Raw genomic sequence first — 25,039 nt, 5'->3', positions numbered from 1 at the left:
TTCCAATATGTATAAGACATATATAGAAGAGGAGAGAAGAATGTGGATAGAGGAATTTTTAAGGAAGTTCCATTACCGTGTGCATTTTTAGATGAAGTGGCTTTAGAGAGGAATATTCAATTGATTATAGAGTTAAGTGGAGATAAGAAGATCCGTATAGCTAGTAAATCATTACGATCTGTTCCAATTATGAAACGAATTTTAGCTGCAAATGATCGATTTCAAGGTATTATGTGTTTTTCACCTAGAGAAGCTTTGTTCTTAATAGAACAAGGCTTTAATGATTTATTGTTAGGGTACCCTGCTTATGATGAACGAGCTTTACATGAAATTAGTTTACTAACAAAGAAAGGGTTCATTATAACTTGTATGGTGGATTGTGAAGATCATATTGTTTATTTAGAAAAAATTGCTGAGAAGTCTAAAGGGTGTTTTCGTGTTTGTTTGGATATTGATATGAGTAGTCTTTTTTTTCAATTTCATTTTGGTGTAAAAAGATCCCCGGTAAAAGATGTACAAGTCGCTTTGAAAATAGTTAAAAGGGTGAAGGAATCATCATATTTAATACTAGATGGTGTAATGGGGTACGAAGCTCAAATTGCCGGGGTGGGGGATCATATACCTAATCAATGGATGAAAAGTAAAGTGATTTCGTATTTAAAGAAGAAATCAGTGCTAGAGGTTAAAGAAAGAAGGGGACATATCGTAAAAGAAATCCAAAATCTTGGTATTGAACTAAGGTTTGTAAATGGAGGAGGGACAGGAAGTATAAAAACAACTGAGCAAGATAATTCAGTTTCAGAGATTACAATAGGTTCTGCTTTTTATTCTCCAAAACTGTTTGATTATTATAAAGAAGTACAATTTCATCCAGCCGTTGGATTTGCTTTACCAGTTGTGCGCAAACCAGCTCCGTTTATTTATACTTGCCTAGGTGGTGGATATATTGCTTCAGGAGCAGTTGGTAAAGATAAAGAGCCTGAAGTTTGAGGACCGGGTGGTGCAAAATTATTAACTTTAGAAGGTGCTGGCGAGGTACAAACACCAATTTTTTATAACGGTGAAGAACGAGTAGATATAGGCGATTCTATCTTGTTTCGCCATAGTAAAGCTGGAGAGTTATGTGAGCGGTTTCCTTTTTTATATCGTGTTAAAAAAGGAGAGATTGTAGGGGAGTATTCAACATATCGGGGGGATGGCCAATGCTTTCTATAAAGGGACAAAAATGGAGAAATTGGACAGGGAATGTAGAAGGAACGCCGCATTATACAATGTATCCAGAAAGTATACAAGATGTAGTAGAAGTTGTAGGGCTTGCACGAAAAAAAGGGAAGAAAATTCGTGTTGTCGGTTCAGGGCATTCGTTTACACCTCTTGTGCAAACGGAAGAAATTTTAGTTTCTTTAGATGAATTAAAGGGCATTACGAATATTGATACAGAGAAGATGACTGTTGAAGTGTGGGCAGGAACAAAGTTACATGATCTAGGGAAGTTACTTGAGGAAAAAGGTTATGCACAAGAAAATTTAGGGGATATTGATTCACAATCTATTGCGGGAGCGATTAGTACGGGAACGCATGGGACGGGTGTTACCTTTGGTAGTTTATCAACACAAGTTATAGAGATTACGGCAGTTTTATCAACAGGTGAGAGTATAGTTTGTTCGGAAACCGAAAACGTCGAATATTGGAAAGCGTTTCAGCTGTCGCTTGGAATGCTAGGTATTATTGTAAAGATAAAATTGAAGGTTATTCCAGCATATTCGCTCGTTTATGAAAGTGAAAAACAGTCATTCTCTACTGTAATGAACAAATTAGAAGAATATAAGAAGAATCGTCATTTTGAATTTTTTATCTTTCCTTATTCAGATGAAGTACAAGTGAAATTTACAAATGAAACAATGAGTAAAGAAAGTGACTTGAGATGGCATAAATTAAAGGTGGAGTTACTTGAAAATAGAATGTTCTCTTTGTTATCTAAAGGGTGTAAATGGTTTCCTTCTATAAGTAAAGGAGTAAGTCGGTTATCTGCTAAGACTGTACCAAATACAAAAATAATTGGTCCAAGCTATGCAGTGTTTGCTACATCACGTACGGTTCCATTTTTTGAAATGGAGTATAGTGTTCCTTCAAAGTATATGAGGACTGTTGTAGAAGAAATTTCAAATCTTATTGAAAAGAAAAAGTATAAGGTGCACTTCCCGATCGAATGCCGCTATGTGAAAGGTGATGATATATGGCTCAGTCCAGCCTACGGAAGGGATTCAGCGTATATCGCTGTTCATATGTACAAAGGTATGAAATATGCTGCTTATTTTGGTGAAGTGGAAAAAATTTTTCTGAAGTATGAAGGACGTCCACATTGGGGGAAAATGCATACATTATCGTATAAGCAATTACCAGATATATATCCAGAATTTCATTCGTTTTTACAAGTGAGAAAGTCGCTAGATGAAATGGGAATGTTTTTAAATCCGTATGCAGAAAAGTTATTCCTGAGTATGAAAAAAGCTGACAAATAATTATTTGTCAGCTTTTTTTAGTATAATTGCATTTCTTGTTTGACTAATACGCTCGTAAAATAGTAACTTATCACGGCTAAATACATGTAATAAAACATGAATAATAAATAGGCCGTTAATTACGAATTGGAATAACAATATAACTAGTAATACTAAAGGCTCTGTAAGATTTAAGATAGAGCTACTAGAAAGAATATAATTGATTCCCCCTAGAATGAAATAGAATATACCGTAACGAATGAATAATTCCTTCATCGTAATACGATCTGACTTTCCTTTAACATAAATACGAAGTAATGCTTTTCCAATTGTTTTTCCGTTCGTAAAGTATGGAATGATAATAAAGTAAATAAAGATCGAACACGTTATGAAAATGAGTTCGTATATATTGGTGTAAGATTGAATATTAGAAATGAAGAAAGAATTTCCTTTATTTTTAATGACAGGTACAACGATAGATAAGAAAATCCAATCAATTTGCATCGCGATAAGGCGGCGAACGAATCCAACTGGTTTCGTTTCCAAATCAATATGACTATCTAATTCGTTTGCTTTCGGAAGGAAGTACGTGAATATTGGTGCGATAATAAAACCAATGATTCCTCCTAATGTATTTAAAAACAAATCGTCGATATCGAGTAAGCGATAGGCACAATTATATATACCGTATAATCCAGTTACCTGTGTTAGTTCGAAAAATAGTGAAAGACAAAAAGAAATACAAATAGTCTGTAAGAAACTACGTCGGAAATAATAACGTAAGTAAATACCGAATGGAACGGTTAATAAAACGTTAAATGCAACTTGTAAAAATGCAGATTCTTTTAATAAGTAGAAATAAGTAGCTGGTTTCGTTAAAATTGCCGATGTATGATTACTAATCTCTTGTATGAAATAAAATGGCGATAGTTGCATGTGCTGTGTATTAGCCGGTTGTAGGCTACAAGTATCGTACGTTTGTGGTAATGGCAAAATAACAAGGAAATAGGCATTTAATAAGTAGAGTAATAATGAGTATAAAATAAATGAGCGCCATTTATTTAAATAACCGTATTTTCGATAATTAAATATTAAAAAAGGAATTAAGAGAAAGATTGCTAAAATAGGAAATAAAATAAATGCTGTTTTTACTGGAAATAAATATGCAGTCAAAATGAAGCTCCTTTCAATTGAATTTCGTTTATCATTATAGCGCTAAAAAGAATTGAAAACAAAGTTGAAATAGTTCGAAATATAATAAAAAACCCTTATGGGCAGATAAGGGTTTTTTATTATTAATTAGAAACTACCGTTTTTTGAATAGTTTGAGCCAATTGAGAGTCGACTTTTTCAGCATCATGAATATGATTCATAATAGTAGTGTTTAATTTTTGGAACATTTGTTGTGTATTAGCGAATTCTCGTAATATATCATCATTACAAGATTTTTGGTTTTCGATAGCTTTAATAACATTTGTAGCACCATTTTGTAACGTTTGAATCATGATTAAAATATTTTCAATTCTAGCGTTTGTATCGGCACTCATTTCTACACCTTCATCGACTAAATGTAAATTATCTTTTGTGTTGTCATATGCTTTTTCAATTTCTTCTTGAATTTTTTTCGTTAAGTTACCGATGTTTTTTGTACTTTCTGCTGTACTTTCCGCTAGTTTTCTTACTTCATTGGCAACAACAGCGAATCCTTTACCATGCTCTCCAGCACGTGCGGCTTCAATACTTGCATTTAACGCAAGTAAATTTGTTTGTGCTGCAATGTTTTGAATTACTTCAACAATTTGCTCGATTTCTTTTGAGCGTTCGCTTAAATGATTCATACTATTAGACGTGCGCTGGGATTGTTCACCTAATTTATTAATTACAATAAGTAAACGGTGAACGGATTCTTTTCCTTCATTAGAGCAGTCAATAATTTCTTCAATAGATTGGATTAAGCTTTGTTCTTTCTGTAACATTTCATTATTTAATTCATTGGAATGTGTTGTACGTGCTGAAACATTTTCGAAACATGAGCTCAATTGCTGAACTAAATTTTGGAGTGTATTGTGTTGGTTATTTACAAGTTTATGTTCTTGAACAACGCGTTGTACACGGTTGTGGATAGAAGAAATAGTTTCTTGGTTCTCAATATCTTTTTGTTTTAATTCCGCTTCTAATTCTTGTATACGATCTTCTAATTGATCAATTTTATGTTGGAGTGATTTCTTTTGAGTAAACATGTGTTTATTTCAACCGCCTTTAGAAGTTATATTTTCTCTATATTTGGATTTTAGCATCTTTTGTAATTTTTAAATATAGGAATTGTTAAATATTTAAGAATCTATTACATTTTATTCATAATTCCCTTTTTTTTGTCATGAAAAATAAACTGTATTTAATCGTATTGTAAACAAACTGTAAAATAAATCATGTATAACTGTATAAGAAGGGAGTCGGATTATGAACTATTTTAAGCGAATCAGTAGTCTAGTATTAGCAGGAATTATTGGTCTTTCTAGTACAGTCGCTGTAAAAGCAGAGTCAAACGACGAGAAACTTAACAACATGCAACAGCAATTGCAGCAAAACGATGCAGATATGCAGAAGAAAGAGCAAGAGAAGCAAGCTGTTACTAAAGAAATTCAAGGTATCGAAAACGAACTACATAATTTAAATAATACAATTGCAAAAAATAAAGAGGATCAAGCTGCTATTCAACGTAAAATCGATGAAACACATAAGCAGATTGAACAAAAAAAAGCAGATATTATCGTTTTAGAAGATAAAGTCCTTGCTCGTAAGGATATTATGAAAAAACGTATGGTTTCTGTTCAAAATAGCTCAAATACGAGTTTAGTAGTAGAAGTTGTTGTAGAATCAAAAAACTTTGCTGATTTCATACAACGTATGAATGCAGTATCTACAATTCTAGATGCAGATAAAGAAATTTTACGTCTACAAGAACAAGATCTTCGTCAAATTGAAGAAGATAAAAAAGCGATTGACGAAAAAGAAGCATCTTTAGTAGTAGATAAGCAAAAATTAGCAAAAGCACAAGCTGATTTGCAAGATAACTTGAAAAAACGTCAAGATAACTTACAAACAGTTCAAGCGAAATATAATCAGCTTGCAAGCGAAATCAATTTAGCAGCAGAAGAGAAAGCTAAAATTGAATCGAATATGAAGACAGTACAAGAAACGATTGCTCGTGAACAAGAAGCAGCAAGAATTGCAGCGGAAGAGCGTGCAAAAGCAGAAGCAGCAGCAAAGGCTGAACAAGAAGCTTTAGCGAAAGCGAAAGCAGAAGCAGCTGCTAAGCCAGCAGAGCCTGCAGCAAAAAATACAGCATCAGAGTCTAAGCCAGACACGAAACCAGCTCAAGGTGGAAAAGAATTTTATGTAACAGCAACTGCTTATACAGCTGATCCATCTGAAAATGGCTATAAACCAGGTGAAACTGTAAAGTCTAAGCTGGGACATAATTTGACTGCAAATCCAAATATGAAATTAATTGCTGTAGATCCAGCTGTTATACCGTTAGGTTCTACTGTATATGTAGAAGGATATGGAACAGCGATTGCTGGAGATACTGGTAGTGCAATTAAAGGTCATATTATTGATTTATTAATGCCGGATTCAGCGACAGCTAATGCTTGGGGTAGAAGAACAGTTAAAGTTACAATTTTAAACTAAAACATGATCCAACTTTACAATACGTAAAGTTGGATTTTTTTACAAGAAATATGTTAAGTTGAGTTTACATTTTGTTAAGGGTAGCATACAATGAGGGTGAGAGGTGGTAAATTTGACCATTTTAAATAGGGTAAAAGAATTAAGAGCACGCTTTAATTTTTCGCAAAGTGTATTAGCGGAAAAGGTTGGAGTGACGAGACAAACAATTGCTGCAATTGAAAAAGGGGATTACGTTCCTTCTTTGTTATTAGCACTTACGATTTGTGATGTATTCCAGTTAAAGATGGAAGATGTGTTTGTTTTAAATAAGGAGGGGGAAGAGGATGAATAGAATTGCTTTTTCTTATATTGTAAACGTGCTTTATACTGCGTTAGCATGCTGGACATTTGTTGAACTGTATGGTGTTACTACAGAGCTAGCAGATATAATTAAAAACGAGAAGTTCCCATTTGAAGTATGGTTTAATGGAGTACCATTCATTTTATTATTTATTGGAGCAACTATAGTTACAATTTTTTATAGAATTCAAAAGAAAAAATACAAAAATTTATCCTTCTGGATGTATCCATTATTATTTCCGCTAGAAGATGAGCGTGAAAAAGCAATTACGGAGAAAGCTTGTCGAACAACTTTTGTTTCATTATGGTACGTGTTACCTTGTGCAGTTGGATTTTTAACTCTTTCTCCTATTACCAATGAATATCTTCCAGGCTACCCGTTGTATATTATATTTTCTATATTCTTTATTCAAATGACAGTATTCCACGTATCACTATACAGAAATAAATTAGCTTAAAAAGAAACCTTCTTGCACCGGCAAGAAGGTTTCTTTTTAGCTTACACTTGTACATATAGCAATATTATCTTATCATTTTATATAGAGTAAGATTTTGTAAGGGAAAGGAATTGTATATGAATAAGCAAAGAATTTATAGTATAGTAGCAATCCTTTTATTTGTTGTAGGTGGTTTTTTAATTGGAAAGCCATTTTATGATGGATATCAGGCTGAAAAGAAACAGACTGAAAATGTACAGGCTGTTCAAAAGATGGATTATGAAAAGCATGAGACGGAATTTGTAGATGCTTCAAAAATTAATCAGCCAGACTTAGCAGAAGTAGCGAATGCATCGTTAGATAAGAAACAAGTAATCGGTCGTATTTCGATTCCAAGTGTTTCAATAGAACTTCCCGTTTTAAAATCTTCTACTGAGAAGAACCTATTGTCAGGTGCAGCAACAGTAAAAGAAAATCAAGTAATGGGAAAAGGGAATTACGCACTAGCAGGACATAACATGTCTAAAAAAGGTGTTTTATTTAGCGATATAGCATCTTTGAAAAAGGGCGATAAAATTTATTTGTATGATAATGAAAATGAATATGAGTATGCGGTTACTGGCATATCTGAAGTAACTCCTGATAAATGGGAAGTTGTAGAAGATCATGGGAAAGATGAGATAACGCTTATTACATGTGTATCTGTGAAGGATAATTCTAAGCGTTATGTTGTTACGGGTGATTTAGTAGGGACGAAGGCGAAGAAATAAAAAAGAAGGTCAACTCTTTAAAGAGTTGACCTTCTTTTTTACTAATGTTGAGAAATAATAGAATATTTTAGTTGGTATTTAAGTATTTTTCTATTTATGTATAATAAAGTTAGAATTCTAGATTTTGGGAGGAACAAGAGTGAAACAACAGGTGAAGAAACTTCTTTTAACAACAAGTATAGCGTTATTGGTAGCTCCAATTGCAGCTTATGCGCATCCAGGGCGTACAGATGCTAATGGTGGACATACGTGTCGTACAAATTGTGAGAAATGGGGATTACAGTACGGGGAATATCATTATCATAATAAACCAGCTTCTAGTAGTGGTGCAACGAGTCCTGCACCTAGCCAAAATAATAATGGCGCTGTAGAAGCTGAAAGACAAGCAGAAGCACAGCGCAATGCTGAGGTTGAAAAACAACGTGCTGCAGAAGCACAGCGTAAAGCAGAGGAAGAGAGGCAGCGTACTGCAGAAGCGCAGCGTAAAGCTGAAGAAGAGAGACAACGTGTAGCTGAGGAACAAAGAAAAGCAGAAGAGGCACGTAAGCAAGAAGAAGCTAAGCGCCAAGCTGATATGGAAAAAGGTCAACTTGAAGGCCAAAAAAATGGAGAAACTGATTTTAAAGCTGGAAAAAATGCTGCAGAAGCACATGTAGCTGGAAAATCGGATACATATAAACAAGCATTTACAACTGCTTATGCTGCGGCATGGTCTTTAGAAGAGCAGAAAAAAACGCATTTTGAAAAAGGGAAAGAGCAGGGGTTAGCACAAGAGGTAATGGACGATAGTCAAGTTGCCCCAGAGTTTAAATCAAACTTTGAAGAGGGATTCAAAGTAGGAAATAAAGAAAGAACGGAAAAAATTGAAAAAGAGCAAGCTGAACTAGGGGAAAAGGCTGGTAAAGAGTTAGCAGAAAAGAAACCTGGGAATAGTGATAAAGATGCATACGTGAAATCATATGAAACCGCGTATGAAAAAGGCTATAAGTCTACAAAAAAGGCAGCAGAAAAGGCTGGCTATAAGTATGCATTTGAAAACTATGATTTGAAAGTTCCTGCTAAGTATGAAAAGAATGAATCATTAAAGAAATGGTTTATTGAAGGATTTAAATCAAATAAAAAGGCAACGGAAATTCGGGAAGAAGGATACAAAAAGGGAGACAGCTGGCTTTCATTCTTCTATAAGAATTTCGTTCCAAGTGAATATAAAGAACATAAAGAGCTGTATGAGCAATCTATAGAAAAAGGTAAGAAAGCATAAAAAAGATGAGGAGAAATTCCTCATCTTTTTTTATTCCATCCATTTCACTAATCTCTTAGAAATTAATAATAAAACACAACCTAAAACGATCGCAGCAGCGCCGATTACTGTAAATACTTCAGAATATCCAAGTGAAGTTGTAAAGCTCGCAAGTTGTCCGCCTAAAATGTTGGCAATTCCTGAGCTTGCTAGCCATACTCCCATTAATAAAGAAGCAAGTTTTACTGGAGCAAGTGCACTAACCATTGATAGTCCAACAGGTGATAAGAATAGCTCACCTAACGTATGGAAAAGATACGTAAAGACGATAAATAGTAGGTTTGCTTTTTCTGTAATGTTATGTTCATCACTACCTGTTTTTAATGTAGCGATAACGAGAATGATATAACCGATACCGAGTAGGATCATACCAAGTCCCATTTTTGTTGGGATTTTTAAGTCCCCATTTTTTCTAGTTGCAAGTTTTGCCCATAATGCTGAAATGGCTGGGGCAAGTAAAATAATAAATAACGGATTGACCGATTGGAACCAAGAGGTTGGGACTTCCCATCCGAACACAGAGCGGTCTACAAATTTGTTTGTATATAATGTTAACGAACTACCAGCTTGTTCAAAGCCAGCCCAGAAGAAGACAACGAAACATGTTAAAATGACGATAACTGCGGTACGTTGTTTTTCTTTTTTTGTTAACGGTGTATTTCCTACTGTTTGTTGTCCATCTGTCGTTTGTAAATCGCGAGCTGGTTTTTTACCGATCTCACCAAGGAAGCGATTAGATAGAGTTGTAAATAAAATTTGTCCAATAATCATTCCGATTGAAGCCGCTAAGAAACCATAACGGAATCCGTAATGAACAACGCCATCTACTGTTGTTTTGAATAAATTTTCTGATAAAAATCCGCAAACGAGTGGAGCTAAAAATGAACCGACGTTAATACCCATATAGAAAATGGTAAATGCACTATCACGTTTTGGATCATGTTCTTCATATAATTCTCCAACAAGTGTAGAGATATTCGGTTTGAAGAATCCGTTACCGATAATAATAAGCGCTAATCCGAGGTATAGGCCGATTTGGTTTTGCATGGCAAATAGTGTAAGGTTACCGATTGCCATTGTTATACCACCAATTGTGATAGCCTTTCTTTTACCTAGGAAGCGGTCTGTTAAGTATCCACCAATTAACGGGGTGAAATAACAGGCTCCAGTATAAAATCCATAAATGGAGAGTGCCCATGCTGGACTAAACCCAAGACCACCGCTTACTAAAGCTGTCGTTAAATATAATGTTAATAATCCTCTTAATCCATAGTAACTAAATCTTTCCCACATTTCTGTAAAGAAGAGTAAGTATAAACCTGGAGGATGTTTCTTTTTTCTTTGTTGTTCTTTTTCTAGTTGTATCGCTGATTCCATGTAATTTTCCTCCTGACACAAACAAAAACAAAGTGAATAGTTTTGTATATTTAATAGTTTACTTTATTAACTATTAAAAGTCAATAAAGGTCGATTTTTCAGAAGAAATTGGAAAAGGGGTATAGCTATAGAATGGGTGATTCTTTTGTGATAGACTATGGACTATGTTTTCTTTGTAAGGAAGCGGATTATCGCGTTTTTCCTATGTGTGGAATAGATTTCATGCGTGATGAAATTGAAGAAGGAGAAAGAAATGAAATTGTTACAGAAAAAAGAAATTTTACTTATTAGTCTTATGTTATTCTCTATGTTCTTTGGAGCAGGGAATCTTATATTTCCGCCTTTCCTTGGATATGAAGCAGGAGAACATGTATGGATTGCACTGTTAGGTTTTATTATATCAGCAACAGGTCTTCCAATATTAGGTGTTATTGCTATTGCGAAAGCGGGAAGTTTTCAAACGTTAGCGGGGAGAGTTCATCCTTCATTTGCAATTATTTTTCCGTGTATTGTGTACTTGTTTATTGGACCTGGTCTTGGTATACCACGTGCAGGAAGTTTAGCATTTGAAATGGGTCCAGGGCAGTTGCTCCCAGAAGCGGGAGGCATTGTATTATTGTTTTACACGGTTATTTTCTTTAGTATTGTTTATTGGTTAAGTTTATCCCCATCTAAATTAATGGGCTTGTTTGGAAAGGTTTTAACACCTTTATTATTATGTATGATCGCCATTATATTTATAAAAAGTATGTTTACATCAGTAGGCAGTTTGAAAGAGCCTGCTGGAAACTATGGACAAGCGCCTATGTTCCAAGGGTTTTTAGATGGATATTTAACGATGGATGCGCTAGCAGCTTTAATCTTTGGGATTGTTATTGCAAATGCTCTACGTGCAAAAGGTGTTGAAGATGATAAAGGTTTAGCGAAATATATGAGTATTGCTGGAATCGGGGCAGGACTATTACTATCTATTATTTATGTCGTCCTCGGATATGTTGGTTCAATTAGTGGCTCGTTAGGTACATTTGATAACGGTGCGCAAGTGTTAGCACAAGTTATGACGGCATTATTTGGACAAGGCGGGGTAGTTTTATTAGGTCTTATTTTTACTATTGCGTGTTTATGTGTTTCGATTGGACTCGTTACGTCCTGTAGTCAATTTTTCGCTAGTGTATTTCCGAAAGTATCTTATAAAGTTTGGGCGTTTATATTAAGTTTTATTAGTATGGTTTTAGCTAACTTAGGATTAACGCAAATTTTAAAAGTATCAGTACCAATTCTCGGATTTATTTATCCGGTTGCACTAACCCTTATTATTTTAGGGTTATTCCATAAGTATATCGGAAAGTATGTATATGTATATTCGGTAACGATTGGAATCGTAGCGTTATTTAGTGCGATTGATATTTTAAATAAAAATGTACTGATGGATCAGTGGACGTCAGTATTGAAATACATTCCTTTTTATACAGAAGGTGTTGGGTGGATTGTTCCAGCTATTATAGGTGCTTGTATTGGCAGCATCGTTAGTATTGCTCTAAATAAGAAGAAATAAGTAAAAGGTGTTTTCCATAACGGGAAAACACCTTTCTTTTTTTGGGAAAAATAGTCTTGAAAATGAATAGACTAAGAGTATGATAAAGATAATTGGTAATATATAGGTTTCGAATGAATGATGAGGGGGGAGCGTATGAAGGAGGATTTGAATAAGAAAATAGAAGCACTCGAAACTGCAATAGAAACGATTCAAGAAGCACTTTCTGAATTGAAAGCGAAACAAAGAGAAATAGAAGTAGAAAACGCTCAGCAACATGTTCGTAAGGAAAAGAAAGTGTATATTGAACCGATAGTGGATGAAAAATCACAAGAAAGTGTAGTTACAATTAAAGAGAACATGCAAGAAATTGAGGAAAAACAAGTAAATATATCTGCTTTTAAACCGGAACCATTCAATATTATTAAGTTTTGCCAAACGTGGTTGCCGCGCATATTTGTCGGTATTATGTTACTCGGGGTTATTTGGTTGTTTAAAGCAGGGGTAGATGCTGGTTTATTAACACCAGCAATACGAATTGTGTTTGGTATCGCCCTATCTATCGGTTTGTATTATATAGGGGATGTTCAAATTAAACGAGAGCGGCAAGCTTTAGGGCTAGTATTAGCTGGAGGGAGTATTACGGGTATTGTTTTAACGACGTTTGCGGCACATTATTTATATGGATTCATTCCAGCAAGTGTCGCATTTATTTGTAATATTGCATGGGTCATTTTAGGCATTTATTTAGCGAAAAGATATCAATCGGAATATCTCACTATTTTCGTAGCGGTCGGGGCGTTCTTCGTGCCATTCTTGTTAAATAGTACGACTCCTAATTCTTACATTTTCTTTGGATATGAGATGATATTAACACTTAGTTTATTATGGTATGCGTTGAGAAATCGTTATAAGTATTTATATATGATTTCTTATGCTGTTGCTGCGATTGTCCTTTTTGTTTTCTTTGCGGTTATGTCAATGTTAGTAGAGAATTTGCAAATACAATTAACGTTTGTTTATGGCTTGATTCATTTACTATTATTTTGGCATATGTTTACGGAGAGAAGTTTTATATTAGAACCACGCTTGGCGATATTTAGTGCGAATGCCATTTTCTTTATATTAACCATTGCAAAAATTCCAGAATTCACAACATGGGGATTAATCATTAGTGCACTCGTGCATGCTATTATGTTCGTATTTGAATATAGGAAGAATAGACACTCTACATTTACAAATCTGTTATTTGGTTTCGCAATGGGAGCATTTAGTTTAGCCATTTTATATGAATACAGTTTAGTGAATGCAGCGATCGTATTATTGTTACAAGGTTTCCTCGGCATGATGACTGCTATTAAAGTAAAACAACAGATAAAATTGTATGTGAGTGCAACGATTTACGCGATTGGAATGATACAGACGATTTTTAGCCCATTTGATCAATTCCTCTCATCTGGATGTGTTGCTCACCTTATTTTAATAGGTACATTTTATTACTGCATGAAACAAGCGAAAGATGTGTTAATAAGCTTTGGAAAATATGTTTATTCTATAGCACTCTATTCGTTTATGGTCATTGTATTCGTTGCAATTACGAGAGTCGGTGAAGTTCTTTCTACAGATGGAAGTATAATAAGCGTACCTGTATCGTTATTATGGATGGTATATGCATTATTTGCAGTTTGGCTTGGAAGAAATAGAAACATGAATGAAATATTGTATGCTGGTTTAGTCGTATTAGTCGTAACGATAGGGAAGCTATTCCTTCTGGACTTACCAGAAGTATCAATGATGATCAGGGCAGTGTTATTTTTAATTGTAGGTAGTATAGGTATCGTTATTTCAAGAATGTTTTTCTCAAAGGAAGAAAAGTAAAAAGAAGGCAATCCATATGCGGATTGCCTTTTTCATTATTTTTTATTAATCGTTACAGTTTCACTATATTTCGCTGTTGTATTTTGACGTAGACGAAGCGTTGCTTGTCCAGTTGTATTTGGATTAATTTGCACATTTACAATTTTCTCAGCAGAACCTAAGCTGTTTGTTGTGAAAGAGAATGCACTGCTATATCCGAAAGTAGATGGCCAAGTGCCGTTTGTATTTTGAACCTTTGCTACTTGTGTTCCGCCAGTAGTGAATATACCTAAAGAGTAATTATTGTATGTTGTGTTTGGGAATAAGTTATTTACTTGAATCTTTATTTGGAACACTTCATTGTTTGGTAGAATGTTAGGGTGTGTAATTATATAGTCGTTTGTTGTTACGGCACCTTTATATCCGTATGAACCTGGTTTAAAAGTATTTGTATTGAACCATTGGTAACCTGCGTTTGGTGCACTCCAAGGCTCTGGTTGTGGCTCTGTTGATAAGCTTGGTTGTTCAAATGTTTGTAAAGCGGTAGGTGCATCAAGTTGTAAACCATTTACTTGATCTAAACTTGTAAATGTCTCTTTTTTCGATAGCCAATTTACGATGTTTTCTAGTAAGATAGCATCGTTTTCTTCTTTATAACCATCGTAGGTTTTCTTTGTTTGACCAGAGTCTTCGCGAACGTATTTTGGCGATACATCTTCAACGGGAGAAGAATCCCCAATAAATGCAGCTTTTCCAAGTCCTACTTTTGCAATTGCAGCATAAGGGCCTTCAGCAACACCGCCGCCGTTATAAACACCACTATCAACAGCATTATTCCATTTTGACGGGTTTTCTGGAAGATAAACAAGTCCTTTTGCTAGTTTTGGATTTGTAATAGCTAGAGTAGAACCAGCATGCATTGCTACAGATGATACGCCTTCTGTAATTCCGAATGATTGTTCAGGTGACACAATGTTTTTAGCTGAAACATCACCAATTGCATTATAGCGGAAACGAATACCGAAATTATCGGATAGCCAATCAGAGCTTTCGACTCCTTGCATAGCCTGTGAATTTACTTCGTCACTAGACATGCCTTTTGCTGGATTCTCCCATGCACCGCGTCTATATCCATTGAATACCTCTGAGGAGTCCCAACGGTTTTTATTACGATCTGCATTATAATGATCAGCAATGAAGAAGATACTGCCGCCAGTTTTTACGTATTGTAACATTGCGTCTTGTTCAGATTTTTTATAAGGAATATTTGCTTCTGGAACGATAAATACATTGTAATCTTTTAAATCTTCGTATGTAATAGGTGTTGATTTACGAAGTTCTTTTACATGATATCCGTTCTGGGCAATGCCGTTTCCGAAATCAGAAAAGCCGCCATCAATAACCCAGTCAGCTGTCCCTGCTGTTTGACCGTGCGTATTATCAAATAATACTTTCTTCCCGTTGTTTTGATTTACAACTTTTGCAGCAATCTCAGGAGCTGGGTCTACGGAGCTTTCGGCATAAGTAGATGGAATGTACGAACTCCCTATACTAAGTGTAATTGCTGCTGCTAAAGAAAATATAATCCATTTTTTATTCTTCATAGAAGAATCCCCCTAATAATAAATATATGTGCTTTCATAATGTAATCTATTTTGTTCAGGAAAGAAAGACGGAAAATATTAAATAGTGTAAAGATAGCGTTAATTTGATTGATAAATATTTGTGTGAATAATGAAAAATCTCTTCCGGTAAATAGGAAGAGATCACAGGTTTAACTTATTTTTGAATTAGGTGTTTCATCACTCTTATGAAACCCTTTCATGTAATATACGATCGCTAAGCCGATAAGCCAAATTGGGCCAACAATCAATGCGATTCGTGTATCTTCCGAATAGGCCATTATACCTAGTACAAGTCCGAGGAAACCGAGTGAGAAATATGAACTGAATGGATGTAAAGGCATTTTATATGTTAGGTTGTCCCTTTTATCAGTTTGCAATCCTTTTCGGAATTTAATTTGAGCGACTAAAATAATGCCCCAAGTCCAAATTGCCCCGAAAGTTGAAATGCTAGTAAGCCATGTAAATACTTTAGCAGGAACAAGATAGTTTAATATAACGCCGACGAGTAAAACGATTGCTGTTGCTATAATTCCTTGACTTGGGATACCGTTTTTATTTAAACGGCCGAATCGTTCAGGAGCTTTCTTTTGTTGTGCTAATGTATATAGCATACGGCCTGTACTAAATAAACCGCCGTTACAAGAAGAAAGTGCAGCTGTTAATACAACAAAGTTAATAATTCCAGCCGCCTTTGCGATACCGATTTGCTCGAATGTTAATACGAATGGACTTCCTTTCTCACCAAGTTCGTTCCATGGATAAATTGCCATCATAACGAATAATGCCCCAACGTAGAAGATTAATATTCTCCAAAATACGTTATCAATTGCTTTTGCGAGTGTTTTCTTCGGATTTTGAGCTTCACCAGCAGTAACACCGATTAGTTCAACTCCCAAATAAGCGAATAGTACCATTTGCAAGGAGAGTAGTAATCCAGAAAAGCCATTAGGGAACCAGCCACCATGTGACCAAAGGTTTGAAATGCCAGTAGCGATACCACCATTTCCGAATCCGAATAAAATAATTCCAGCTCCAACAACTATCATACAGATAATTGTGACAATTTTAATGAGAGCAAACCAAAACTCAAGTTCTCCAAATACTTTTACTGATAAGAAGTTGAAAGCGCTCATTAATAATAGAGCTAAGAGTGCCCAAGTCCAGCGTGGAATATCTGGGAACCAGTACTGCATATAAATCCCTGCTGCCGTAATTTCAGCCATACAAGTAACAACCCATAAGAACCAATAGTTCCAACCGGTAATATAGCCAGCTAGTGGCCCAATATAATCATTTGCATATTTACTAAAAGAACCAGCAACAGGCTGTTCAATTGCCATTTCTCCAAGTGCTCGCATAATGAAAAAAATAACGAGTCCGGCAATCATATAGCCTAGCAAAATAGAAGGGCCAGCTAGTTTAATAGCAGAAGCGGATCCTAAAAATAGGCCAACGCCAATAGCTGAACCGAGTGACATTAAAGTAATATGTCGTTCTTTTAAACCACGGTTTAAAGTTCCAGATTTGTTTGAGTGCTGCATAAGAAGAATCCCCCTTGTAGAATGACCGATATTTGAATGTTTACACTAAATATTTAACTATTTCAAATTATAAAACATTTCTATCTGTTATGCTACAAAAATAATCATAAAGAACTGTACTATATCTGAACTTGTCAGACTTAAACTTAAAATTCTCACTATTAGAGAATATATTGACTCTTCTTTTTATTGATTGTTAAGATTAAGTATTATATTTTCTCACATACTAGTAAGAAAAGAATATGTAATAATAATTCAGATGTAGGAAGGGTACATAAGCATGTTTCAATTACAAAAATATAACACTTCTGTGAAGCAAGAGCTTTTAGCTGGCATCACAACTTTTTTTACATTTGCGTATATTCTTGTCATCAATCCGAAAATATTATCTGATGCAGGTGTACCATTTGATCAAGCTTTTACGGCAACTATTATTGCGACAGTTATTGGAACGCTATGTATGTCGTTTTTAGCTAACTATCCAATCGTTATTGCTCCAGCTATGGGAATGAATGCATATTTTGCTTATTCTGTTGTTCAACAGGCAGAGGGGATTACATATGTCATTGCGTTTTCAGCAGTATTTGTAACAGGGATTATTTTTCTTTTATTATCTTTTACTTCGTTTAGGCAAAAGTTAATTTTAGCAATTCCTGATAGTTTAAAGCATGCAATTGCAGGTGGAATTGGACTCTTTATTGCTTTTATTGGATTACGCCTTTCTGGAATTATCGTGGATCATCCATCAAATTTAGTGACGATTGGTGATTTTCATTCTCCAGCCGTTATATTAACTTTAATTGGTTTAATTTTAGCGGCAGTATTAATGGCATTACGTGTTAGTGGTGCATTATTTATTAGTATGATTGTGACAGGAGTTATCGCCTTCTTTACAGGGCAACTGAAGTTTGCCGATAAAATTGTTGCGATGCCTCATTTACCAGAAGGAATTATCGTTTCAAATCCAATCAATGCATTTTCAGATGTAGTTGAATACGGATTATATGGTGTTGTATTTTCATTTTTACTTGTGCTTTTATTTGATACGACAGGTGCATTACTTGGTTTAATTAAACAAGCAGGTTTAATTACAGATAATACGGAGAAGCGTTTTGGTAAAGCATTTATCGCAGATGCGATTGGCGGAACGACAGGCTCTATCTTTGGAACAAGCCCAACAGCAGCGACGATTGAATCGTCAGCGGGTATTGCTGCAGGTGGTAAAACTGGATTAACAGGTATTGTGGTTGTTGGACTAACAATTATAACGGCATTCTTCAGTCCTGTTATCGCGTCTTTATCAAGTGTAGCTGCTATTACAGCTCCTTCATTAATTATTGTAGGTAGTTTAATGGCGCAAAGTATACGTGATATTAATTGGGATGAGTTTGAAGATGCATTACCGGCATTTTTAATCTTCGTAGGTATTCCGTTAACATCTAGTATTGCGAATGGAATTGCAATTGGATTTTTAGTGTATCCAGTCTTAAAGATTGTGAAAGGGAAAGGGATGGAAGTACATCCGTTACTATACTTATTTACAATTTTATTTGGATGTCATTTATTCTTATAGTATAGATATAGGAGAGGGGCTTCTTATGAGAGGCCCTTTTTTGTGTATAATAAAGTGAAACTAAAACCCTTTACGCAAAATATAAATTACTTAACGGAATATATATATTACAATAAAGGCAGAGGAGGAGCATGAATGGCTGTAAGTAAAATAAAAGTCGCGCGTGTTCAGTTAGATTTAACACAGCAACAATTAGCAGAAAAAGTAGGCGTTACAAGGCAAACGATTAGTTTAATTGAAAAGGGGAAATACAATCCGTCTTTAGATTTATGTTTGAAAATTTGTTATGCGGTAGATAAAACATTGAATGATTTATTTTGGGAGGAACAGGAGTGATAGGGTGAAAATCGTGAAAGATGAACGTTTAATGATTGAGGGATTAAAACATATTAGATTAGCTTTCGTCTTACAAAATATCGTCATACTAGGTATTGTTTTTTACCGCTATGTCTTGCAAGGAGCGGGATATGAAAGTGTTTCGGATTTATTAATGGTATTTATGGGCGGGATAGTAGTTATTAACTTTTTAAATTTAAAAAATTCAGTGGAAGTGTATGAGCATACAGGAGGAGTAGCACGTCGTTATTTCATGAAGTTATTATTCATTCCGGTAGGTGTTGTGATTGGGATTTTAGCTATTTGTATAATTGTAACACCAGCTATTTCAATAAAGGAGATTAGTATAACAGCACTTATTATGGTTGCTTGTTTTTTAGTTCCTAGTTTGTTTATATACATATATATGAAAAAAATAAAAAGTGAAGATTGAAATATAAGCAAAGCTCTCCTGCATTAAGGAAAGCTTTGCTTATATCTTTTTATACAGAACTTTATGAAGACCAATCGGTTCAATTTCAAAGATTTCACCATGTTCGTGGAAACCTAATCGTTTGTAATAGTCAGCTACAGTAATACGGCCATTACACCATAAAACGTTTGCGTTACGCTCTTGTAAGATTTGCTCGGCTTTTTGGATTAAGGAGCTTCCAGCGTATTTGTTTCGAAAGTTTGGTAACGTAGCCATTCCACGTAGTCGATAATGGCTACCAGCTGGTAAGGCAGGATATATTTCTTTTGAGAAGGAAGCAATACTAATCAGTTCATCGTTTATAAAAGCACCTAAGTGGAAAGTGTCTACTTCGAAGTCAGAAGAATATTTACAATCTGCTAATGTTTGACTCGGGCGCAAAATTTTTTGACGTAATACGTAAGTTTCAGACCCATCAATATTTTTCACAGTAATCATATTAACATCCTTTCTTATAAACTTTTTTCTGTTAGTTGTATAAAGAAGTAGGCAGGTGCAGCGAAAAGTCCGAGTATGCTAGCGGTTCCAAGAATGAGTGAAAGTAAGAGACAAGAGTATTTGACTCCATTTGATTTTTTCCAGCCATAGCTACAAATTTCAATACTAATACCGATAAGAATAATGGCGACGAGTACTTCCGCTAATAATAAAAGAGCTAAAGTTGCAATAGACATTGTGATTCATCCCCATAATATGTGATAGTAACATTTTACCATATAGAATAAAAAAAATGCCCCTCAATTATGTGAGGGGCATTTTTCTATTCTAATATGCTTTTTAGTGTATCGATATGTTCTTTTGAACCTGTTACAAGTAATATATCACCGTGTTGTAGCTTCGTATCACCATGTGGTATTAATGCTTTATTCCCACGATAAATTTGAATGACGAGTACATCACCTAAAAACGGAAGGCGACGAAGTGCAACACCGTTATATTTATTGCTACGCAGTTCAACTTCACGTACTGTTTCGTTCGCTGTTGTAATTAAGCGAACAAGACTTGGTTTATCAATCAGTGCACGTAATAAAATACGTGTAGAGTTAATTGTCGAGAATACCGCAATATGTTCTTGCGTTGCTTTTTCTTGTAGAAGGGGATCTTCTACGCTTGCGATGACATGTTCAACACCTAACTCTTTTGCATGTTCTGCTAATAATAAGTTTTGTTCATCATCGCTTGTTGCAACAACAACGCGATCTACATCAAATGCTGTTTGTTCAGTTAAGGATTCAATTGTAATTTCATCAAGTTTAACGATAGGGAAGTCATGAGATTTCACTTCCTCATCATCTAGTTTATTTTGGCGTATCATATATAGTGTTACGTCATAATCTTCGCGTTTTAAATCAAGTGATAAAGGAAGGGTAATTCTGCTTGCTCCAATAATAGATACTTTCGGTTTTGGTGTTTCCACTTTTGGGAACATCTTTTTAAATAATATAGGTGCAAAAATACAAGTAATAACTGCGCTTAAAATAAGAGATGCTGATAAACTTGGACTAATGATTTCTAGTTTTTCACCGATTTGTGCAGCAGCAATAACTAAAGAAAGTGTCGATGTTAATAAAATGGCACTTCCGAGTACGATATTACGTGGGTACCATTTTCGTAATACAAGTGATGGCAGCAGTTTTGAAATAAAGAGTCCCACAATTAAAATTGGAATCATTAGCATACTAGAAGGCTCTTTAAAAATAGACCATACTTCTAGATTTACACCAACCATTACGAAGAAAATAGGGATGAAGAAACCATATCCGATGGAATCAAGTTTTTCAACCATATCTTCATTTGGTGATAATAAAGATACGAGTACACCTGCTAAAAAGGCTCCCAAAATGTTTTCTGCACCAACTGATTCAGATAATCCAACTAATATTAAGATGAGTGCGAAAACAGCTCGTGTATCAATTTGTACACTACCGGCTTTTAAGCTTTCTAGGTATGGAATATTTTTAAAGCGTCTTGCGACAAAGTAAATGACAATACCAGCACCGAATAGAAGAAGTAGAAGCCACATGCTTTGACCACTTTCGGAATTTAATCCGACGAATACAGCGAGTAAAATCATTGTAACTAAGTCTGCAATAACAGCGACTAATAAAATGATTTGTCCGATTGCCGTTTTTCCTAAGTTATTTTCTTTTAATGTTGGTACGACAACACCTAAGGAAATAGTTGAAATAATTAAAGTCATGAACATTGCATTGTCTACGAATCCTAGCCATACGAATAATAATGATAAGGCATAAGATAAGATGAAAATAAATAAGAAGATAATGCTTGCTGCTTGGAATGTGTTTGGTTCGTTTGTCGTATTCTTTTTCCCTTTTTGCTTAAAGATCGAAAAGTCAATTTCTAAACCACTTAAGAACATTAGGAAGATAAATCCTAGTGTCGATAAGACTTGAAGCCACATATCTGGCTCAATGATGTTAAATCCACTTTTACCTACAAAGATTCCTGCGATAATTTCTGCAACAACGACAGGAAGTGCTTTTAATTTAAAGCGTTGTAACAAAAGGGGAACGAAAAACGCGATTGCAACGACAACCATAAGTGATAGAACAGAAGTGTGATGTTCCATTGCGTTCTCTCCCTTCAAATAAATATAGTCCTTATTTAGCCATATAATAGGAAGAAAAGCAACGCATATGGATTCGATTTCATAAAGAAAGACTTTTCTTAACATTTGTCATAATAAGTATATTTTACATAATTTTGTTGTTAATTCCGTAATGTAGATGTAATAGGGGAGGGAATAAAAAAAGACTACTGAGGAATCTCAGCAGTCTTTTTCATGTACATTACATTGAGAAGAAGATCCATACAGTTAAACCAACTGTTGCAGTTGCAACGAAGAAACTGTATATCATTGTAAGGATTTGAACTCTTCCTTCTCCTTCTTTTAAATGCATGAACATAATTAATTGTAACAACGCTTGCGCAACAGCCATTATGATAATAGTTGTTAAGATCGTTGAAAGTGGCAGGCTTGTGTAAAGTGCCACGTATAACGCTAGAAACGTTAGTGCCAGCGATAAAATAAATCCGAAAACGTGTGACCAAGGGAATCCGCTATGCGCATGCCCGTTTGCTTGATTGTTATTTTGAGCCATCTACGCCACCATCCCGTTCAAGTAAACTAGTGTGTAAATAAAGACCCAAACAAGATCAAGGAAATGCCAGTATAAGCTGATAATAAATACTTTACGAGCTGTAACTGGTGTTAAACCTCGTTTTAAAATTTGGATGATAACACAAGTTGCCCAGATGATACCACCTGTTACGTGGGCACCGTGCGTTCCAAGAAGAACGAAGAATCCAGATAAGAAAGCACTTGTCTGAATTGTTGCGCCTTCACCAATGTACATAATGAATTCTTCGATCTCGAAGAATAGGAAACCTGCACCTAAAAGTAATGTAAAGATGAACCATCCAAGCATTGCTTTTTGGTTGTGCTTACGCATTTCGTGAATTGCGATACCACATGTGAAACTACTTGTTAAAAGTAGTAGTGTTTGAATTAAAAGTGTTTTAACTTCAAACAGCTGCGCTGGTGTTGGGCCGTCTGCCGTACGACCAGCAAGGACTAGATAAGAGGCGAAAAGTGTTGCGAACAGCATAATTTCAGCCCCAAGAAAAATCCAGAATCCTAGGATATTCAATCTGCTTTGTTCGGATTGATATTCCAAAGGTAAGCTTTTATCTAAAGCCGCCATGTCATTTCACCTCTCATGCTATATGTTCTGTTTCTTTAATTTCATCAACACTGATATAGTAACCTTCATCGTAATCGAATGAACGATAGATTAAGCAACCTAAAATACCAACGCCGCCGATTGCTGCAATCCAGAACCAGCTAAATACTAATGCAAAACCTGCAAGACCGAAGAATGCAGACATAATAATAGGCACACCAGAGTTACTTGGCATGTGAATTGGTTTTAATTCCTCTGCAGCTGGTGTAACTGTTTCTCCACGTTTCTTCATGAACCAGAAAGCATCAGCTTCTTTAATTTCAGGAAGTTTCGCGAAGTTGTAATGTTGTACAGGAGATTGAGTAGCCCATTCAAGTGTACGACCATCCCAAGGATCTCCAGTTGTGTCACGTTCACCGTGACGTGCACTCCAAATTACGTTGTAACAAAGAAGTACGAATCCGATACCCATCATTACTGCGCCGACAGATGCGATTTGGTTCAACCAACCCCATCCAAGACTTTCAGAGTAAGTGTACATACGACGAGTCATACCATCTAGACCTAGGAAGTACATTGGGAAGAAACAGATGTTAAATCCGCTCATAAAGATCCAGAATGTCCATTTACCAAGGCGTTCATTTAGCATATGACCTGTCATTTTTGGATACCAGAATGTGAATCCAGCAAGCATAGCGAATACTGTACCTGCGATTAATACGTAGTGGAAGTGAGCGACTAGGAAGTAGCTGTTATGATATTGATAATCAGCTGCTGCCATTCCAAGCATAACCCCTGTAACTCCACCAACTACGAAGTTTGGAATAAATGCCAATGACCAAAGCATTGGAACTGTAAAACGAATACGTCCTTTATACAGTGTAAACAACCAGTTAAAGATTTTAACTCCGGTTGGAATCGAAATCGCCATTGTCGAAATCGAGAAGAACGAGTTAACCGCTGGACCTGCACCCATTGTGAAGAAGTGATGAAGCCATACGACGAAACTCAGTAAAGAAATTGCGACCATTGAGTACACCATCGCACTGTAACCGAATAGACGTTTACGTGAGAATGTACTAATGATTTCAGAGAAAATACCGAATGCCGGTAAAATAACGATATACACTTCAGGGTGACCCCATACCCAGAATAGGTTGGCCCATAACATTGGCATACCGCCGCTCGCCATCGTAAAGAAGTGAGCATCGAATAGACGGTCAAATGTCATTAATGCAAGAGCAACTGTTAATACTGGGAATGCGAAAATAATGATAACAGTTGTAATTAAGATTGACCAAGTAAACATTGGCATTTTCATTAATGTCATACCAGGTGTACGCATTTTTAAGATCGTAACTAGGAAGTTAATACCTGTCATTAACGTACCGAGACCGGATATCTGTAATGCAATTGCATAGAAGTTATTTCCTACACCAGGAGTAAATTCTGTACCCGCCATTGGGAAGTAAGAAGTCCACCCAGCGTCTGGAGAACCACCGATAACGAAAGCGATGTTGAATAACATTGCTCCGATAAAGAATAACCAGAAACTTAAAGCATTTAAGAACGGATATGCAACGTCACGAGCACCAATTTGTAATGGTACTACAAGGTTCATTAATCCCATAACGAATGGCATTGCCATGAAAAGAATCATAACTGTACCATGTGTTGTAAAGATTCCGTTATAGTGTTCAGCGTTTAAATATGTTGTATCTGGGAATGTTAATTGTGCACGGATCATTAAACCATCCATACCACCACGGAATAACATTATAACGGCAGATATAATATACATGGCCCCTATTTTTTTATGGTCAACAGTTGTTAACCACTCATCCCAAAGCCATCTCCATTTTTTGTACTTTGTTAGTACGAAAAGAATCGCTAATGTCACAAGAACGATAGATGCGTCAGCGCCGTAAATAATCGGGTCACCTGTGACAAAAAATTCATCAAGCTTCAATGTTTTCACTC

The 25,039-nt window shown here is 35.5% G+C and carries 22 protein-coding genes and 2 pseudogenes; 13 read left to right on the top strand and 11 right to left on the bottom strand.

From position 1 onward, the window contains the following. Positions 1 to 42 precede the first annotated feature (42 nt). Positions 43 to 1,215, top strand: a pseudogene (locus COC96_RS07555) (amino acid deaminase/aldolase). Further along, positions 1,203 to 2,522: a D-arabinono-1,4-lactone oxidase gene (locus COC96_RS07550; RefSeq protein WP_098768610.1), complete on the top strand. Its 1,320-nt coding sequence runs from the start codon at positions 1,203 to 1,205 to the stop codon at positions 2,520 to 2,522. Before COC96_RS07555 ends, COC96_RS07550 begins: the two are co-directional and overlap by 13 nt. Here the strand turns inward: COC96_RS07550 and COC96_RS07545 are convergent, their stop codons facing one another. Continuing rightward, positions 2,523 to 3,674: a VanZ family protein gene (locus tag COC96_RS07545; protein ID WP_098269205.1), complete on the bottom strand. Its 1,152-nt coding sequence runs from the start codon at positions 3,672 to 3,674 to the stop codon at positions 2,523 to 2,525. A gap of 122 nt (positions 3,675 to 3,796) precedes the next feature. Continuing rightward, positions 3,797 to 4,330, bottom strand: a pseudogene (locus tag COC96_RS28470) (methyl-accepting chemotaxis protein); the annotation flags it as partial. Positions 4,331 to 4,961: 631 nt separating this feature from the next. On the opposite strand from COC96_RS28470, the gene COC96_RS07535 reads away from it, so the two are divergent. From COC96_RS07535 to COC96_RS07515, 5 genes are all read left to right on the top strand, one after another. After that, a complete protein-coding gene (locus COC96_RS07535; protein ID WP_098768609.1) occupies positions 4,962 to 6,194 on the top strand; it encodes a 3D domain-containing protein in 1,233 nt (410 codons plus the stop codon). A gap of 112 nt (positions 6,195 to 6,306) precedes the next feature. After that, entirely contained in the window at positions 6,307 to 6,525 is a 219-nt protein-coding gene (locus tag COC96_RS07530) for a helix-turn-helix transcriptional regulator (protein WP_000154011.1), read from the top strand. After that, on the top strand, positions 6,518 to 6,991 hold the full coding sequence (locus COC96_RS07525) for a DUF2178 domain-containing protein (RefSeq protein WP_088232566.1): 474 nt from the start codon (positions 6,518 to 6,520) through the stop codon (positions 6,989 to 6,991). The genes COC96_RS07530 and COC96_RS07525 overlap by 8 nt, the downstream gene beginning before the upstream one ends. A 116-nt stretch (positions 6,992 to 7,107) precedes the next feature. After that, positions 7,108 to 7,740, top strand: coding sequence for a class A sortase (locus COC96_RS07520; protein WP_098768608.1), 633 nt, complete (start codon positions 7,108 to 7,110; stop codon positions 7,738 to 7,740). 139 nt (positions 7,741 to 7,879) lie between these two features. Continuing rightward, a complete protein-coding gene (locus COC96_RS07515; protein ID WP_098269200.1) occupies positions 7,880 to 9,001 on the top strand; it encodes a YHYH domain-containing protein in 1,122 nt (373 codons plus the stop codon). 30 nt (positions 9,002 to 9,031) lie between these two features. Here the strand turns inward: COC96_RS07515 and COC96_RS07510 are convergent, their stop codons facing one another. After that, entirely contained in the window at positions 9,032 to 10,417 is a 1,386-nt protein-coding gene (locus tag COC96_RS07510; RefSeq protein ID WP_098269199.1) for a peptide MFS transporter, read from the bottom strand. 132 nt (positions 10,418 to 10,549) lie between these two features. Here COC96_RS07510 and COC96_RS27490 point away from each other — a divergent pair, with 132 nt between their 5' ends. The 3 genes from COC96_RS27490 to COC96_RS07500 all read left to right on the top strand — a co-directional run bounded on the left by COC96_RS27490 (position 10,550) and on the right by COC96_RS07500 (position 13,829). After that, positions 10,550 to 10,708, top strand: a complete 159-nt coding sequence (locus COC96_RS27490; protein ID WP_170952783.1) for a hypothetical protein — start codon at positions 10,550 to 10,552, stop codon at positions 10,706 to 10,708. After that, on the top strand, positions 10,671 to 11,972 hold the full coding sequence (gene brnQ1, locus COC96_RS07505) for a branched-chain amino acid transport system II carrier protein BrnQ1 (RefSeq protein WP_088232569.1): 1,302 nt from the start codon (positions 10,671 to 10,673) through the stop codon (positions 11,970 to 11,972). The genes COC96_RS27490 and brnQ1 overlap by 38 nt, the downstream gene beginning before the upstream one ends. A gap of 135 nt (positions 11,973 to 12,107) precedes the next feature. Continuing rightward, positions 12,108 to 13,829 carry a DUF2339 domain-containing protein gene (locus tag COC96_RS07500; protein ID WP_098269198.1) on the top strand — a complete coding sequence of 574 codons (1,722 nt, stop codon included), beginning with the start codon at positions 12,108 to 12,110 and terminating at the stop codon, positions 13,827 to 13,829. A 35-nt stretch (positions 13,830 to 13,864) separates the two neighbouring features. On the opposite strand, the gene COC96_RS07495 is transcribed toward COC96_RS07500, so the two are convergent. Both COC96_RS07495 and COC96_RS07490 read right to left on the bottom strand, forming a co-directional pair. Further along, positions 13,865 to 15,412, bottom strand: a complete 1,548-nt coding sequence (locus COC96_RS07495; RefSeq protein WP_098768607.1) for a DNA-binding protein — start codon at positions 15,410 to 15,412, stop codon at positions 13,865 to 13,867. Between the two features lie 170 nt (positions 15,413 to 15,582). Then, entirely contained in the window at positions 15,583 to 16,974 is a 1,392-nt protein-coding gene (locus tag COC96_RS07490) for an amino acid permease (protein ID WP_098768606.1), read from the bottom strand. Between the two features lie 280 nt (positions 16,975 to 17,254). Here COC96_RS07490 and COC96_RS07485 point away from each other — a divergent pair, with 280 nt between their 5' ends. From COC96_RS07485 to COC96_RS07475, 3 genes are all read left to right on the top strand, one after another. Next, the gene (locus COC96_RS07485) at positions 17,255 to 18,547 is read left to right on the top strand and encodes an NCS2 family permease (RefSeq protein ID WP_098269195.1); all 1,293 of its coding nucleotides are present in this window, start codon (positions 17,255 to 17,257) and stop codon (positions 18,545 to 18,547) included. Positions 18,548 to 18,682: 135 nt separating this feature from the next. Next, the gene (locus tag COC96_RS07480) at positions 18,683 to 18,883 is read left to right on the top strand and encodes a helix-turn-helix transcriptional regulator (RefSeq protein ID WP_097905250.1); all 201 of its coding nucleotides are present in this window, start codon (positions 18,683 to 18,685) and stop codon (positions 18,881 to 18,883) included. Positions 18,884 to 18,887: 4 nt separating this feature from the next. After that, the gene (locus tag COC96_RS07475; protein WP_098768605.1) at positions 18,888 to 19,316 is read left to right on the top strand and encodes a hypothetical protein; all 429 of its coding nucleotides are present in this window, start codon (positions 18,888 to 18,890) and stop codon (positions 19,314 to 19,316) included. Positions 19,317 to 19,355: 39 nt separating this feature from the next. Here the strand turns inward: COC96_RS07475 and COC96_RS07470 are convergent, their stop codons facing one another. The 6 genes from COC96_RS07470 to qoxB form a co-directional block, all read right to left on the bottom strand. Next, positions 19,356 to 19,793 (bottom strand): GNAT family N-acetyltransferase, encoded by a 438-nt coding sequence (locus tag COC96_RS07470; RefSeq protein ID WP_098269193.1) that lies wholly within the window; start codon positions 19,791 to 19,793, stop codon positions 19,356 to 19,358. 14 nt (positions 19,794 to 19,807) lie between these two features. Continuing rightward, positions 19,808 to 20,029 carry a DUF4022 family protein gene (locus COC96_RS07465; protein ID WP_098768604.1) on the bottom strand — a complete coding sequence of 74 codons (222 nt, stop codon included), beginning with the start codon at positions 20,027 to 20,029 and terminating at the stop codon, positions 19,808 to 19,810. An 86-nt stretch (positions 20,030 to 20,115) separates the two neighbouring features. Continuing rightward, a complete protein-coding gene (locus COC96_RS07460; RefSeq protein ID WP_098269191.1) occupies positions 20,116 to 21,945 on the bottom strand; it encodes a monovalent cation:proton antiporter family protein in 1,830 nt (609 codons plus the stop codon). A gap of 220 nt (positions 21,946 to 22,165) precedes the next feature. Further along, complete coding sequence (gene qoxD, locus COC96_RS07455) at positions 22,166 to 22,477, bottom strand: cytochrome aa3 quinol oxidase subunit IV (RefSeq protein WP_002174911.1); 312 nt, start codon at positions 22,475 to 22,477, stop codon at positions 22,166 to 22,168. Next, positions 22,478 to 23,080 carry a cytochrome aa3 quinol oxidase subunit III gene (gene qoxC / locus COC96_RS07450; RefSeq protein WP_000729319.1) on the bottom strand — a complete coding sequence of 201 codons (603 nt, stop codon included), beginning with the start codon at positions 23,078 to 23,080 and terminating at the stop codon, positions 22,478 to 22,480. It abuts the gene before it with no gap. A gap of 13 nt (positions 23,081 to 23,093) precedes the next feature. Further along, the gene (gene qoxB, locus COC96_RS07445; protein WP_141536042.1) at positions 23,094 to 25,028 is read right to left on the bottom strand and encodes a cytochrome aa3 quinol oxidase subunit I; all 1,935 of its coding nucleotides are present in this window, start codon (positions 25,026 to 25,028) and stop codon (positions 23,094 to 23,096) included. Positions 25,029 to 25,039 lie beyond the last annotated feature (11 nt).

This window comes from Bacillus cereus, from assembly GCF_002577405.1.
GTDB lineage: Bacteria > Bacillota > Bacilli > Bacillales > Bacillaceae_G > Bacillus_A > Bacillus_A cereus_AU.
Note: the sequence above shows the minus strand (reverse complement) of the source record. Positions and strands in the feature narration are given on the sequence as shown.

What these genes read in the sequence shown, in the direction of transcription:
- COC96_RS07550 (WP_098768610.1), top strand. Translation starts at nt 1,203, where the DNA reads ATGCTTTCTATAAAGGGACAAAAATGGAGAAATTGGACAGGGAATGTA.
- COC96_RS07535 (WP_098768609.1), top strand. Translation starts at nt 4,962, where the DNA reads ATGAACTATTTTAAGCGAATCAGTAGTCTAGTATTAGCAGGAATTATT.
- COC96_RS07525 (WP_088232566.1), top strand. Translation starts at nt 6,518, where the DNA reads ATGAATAGAATTGCTTTTTCTTATATTGTAAACGTGCTTTATACTGCG.
- COC96_RS07520 (WP_098768608.1), top strand. Translation starts at nt 7,108, where the DNA reads ATGAATAAGCAAAGAATTTATAGTATAGTAGCAATCCTTTTATTTGTT.
- COC96_RS07510 (WP_098269199.1), bottom strand. Translation starts at nt 10,417, where the DNA reads ATGGAATCAGCGATACAACTAGAAAAAGAACAACAAAGAAAAAAGAAA.
- COC96_RS27490 (WP_170952783.1), top strand. Translation starts at nt 10,550, where the DNA reads ATGGGTGATTCTTTTGTGATAGACTATGGACTATGTTTTCTTTGTAAG.
- brnQ1 (WP_088232569.1), top strand. Translation starts at nt 10,671, where the DNA reads ATGAAATTGTTACAGAAAAAAGAAATTTTACTTATTAGTCTTATGTTA.
- COC96_RS07500 (WP_098269198.1), top strand. Translation starts at nt 12,108, where the DNA reads ATGAAGGAGGATTTGAATAAGAAAATAGAAGCACTCGAAACTGCAATA.
- COC96_RS07495 (WP_098768607.1), bottom strand. Translation starts at nt 15,412, where the DNA reads ATGAAGAATAAAAAATGGATTATATTTTCTTTAGCAGCAGCAATTACA.
- COC96_RS07490 (WP_098768606.1), bottom strand. Translation starts at nt 16,974, where the DNA reads ATGCAGCACTCAAACAAATCTGGAACTTTAAACCGTGGTTTAAAAGAA.
- COC96_RS07485 (WP_098269195.1), top strand. Translation starts at nt 17,255, where the DNA reads ATGTTTCAATTACAAAAATATAACACTTCTGTGAAGCAAGAGCTTTTA.
- COC96_RS07480 (WP_097905250.1), top strand. Translation starts at nt 18,683, where the DNA reads ATGGCTGTAAGTAAAATAAAAGTCGCGCGTGTTCAGTTAGATTTAACA.
- COC96_RS07470 (WP_098269193.1), bottom strand. Translation starts at nt 19,793, where the DNA reads ATGATTACTGTGAAAAATATTGATGGGTCTGAAACTTACGTATTACGT.
- COC96_RS07465 (WP_098768604.1), bottom strand. Translation starts at nt 20,029, where the DNA reads ATGTCTATTGCAACTTTAGCTCTTTTATTATTAGCGGAAGTACTCGTC.
- COC96_RS07460 (WP_098269191.1), bottom strand. Translation starts at nt 21,945, where the DNA reads ATGGAACATCACACTTCTGTTCTATCACTTATGGTTGTCGTTGCAATC.
- qoxD (WP_002174911.1), bottom strand. Translation starts at nt 22,477, where the DNA reads ATGGCTCAAAATAACAATCAAGCAAACGGGCATGCGCATAGCGGATTC.
- qoxC (WP_000729319.1), bottom strand. Translation starts at nt 23,080, where the DNA reads ATGGCGGCTTTAGATAAAAGCTTACCTTTGGAATATCAATCCGAACAA.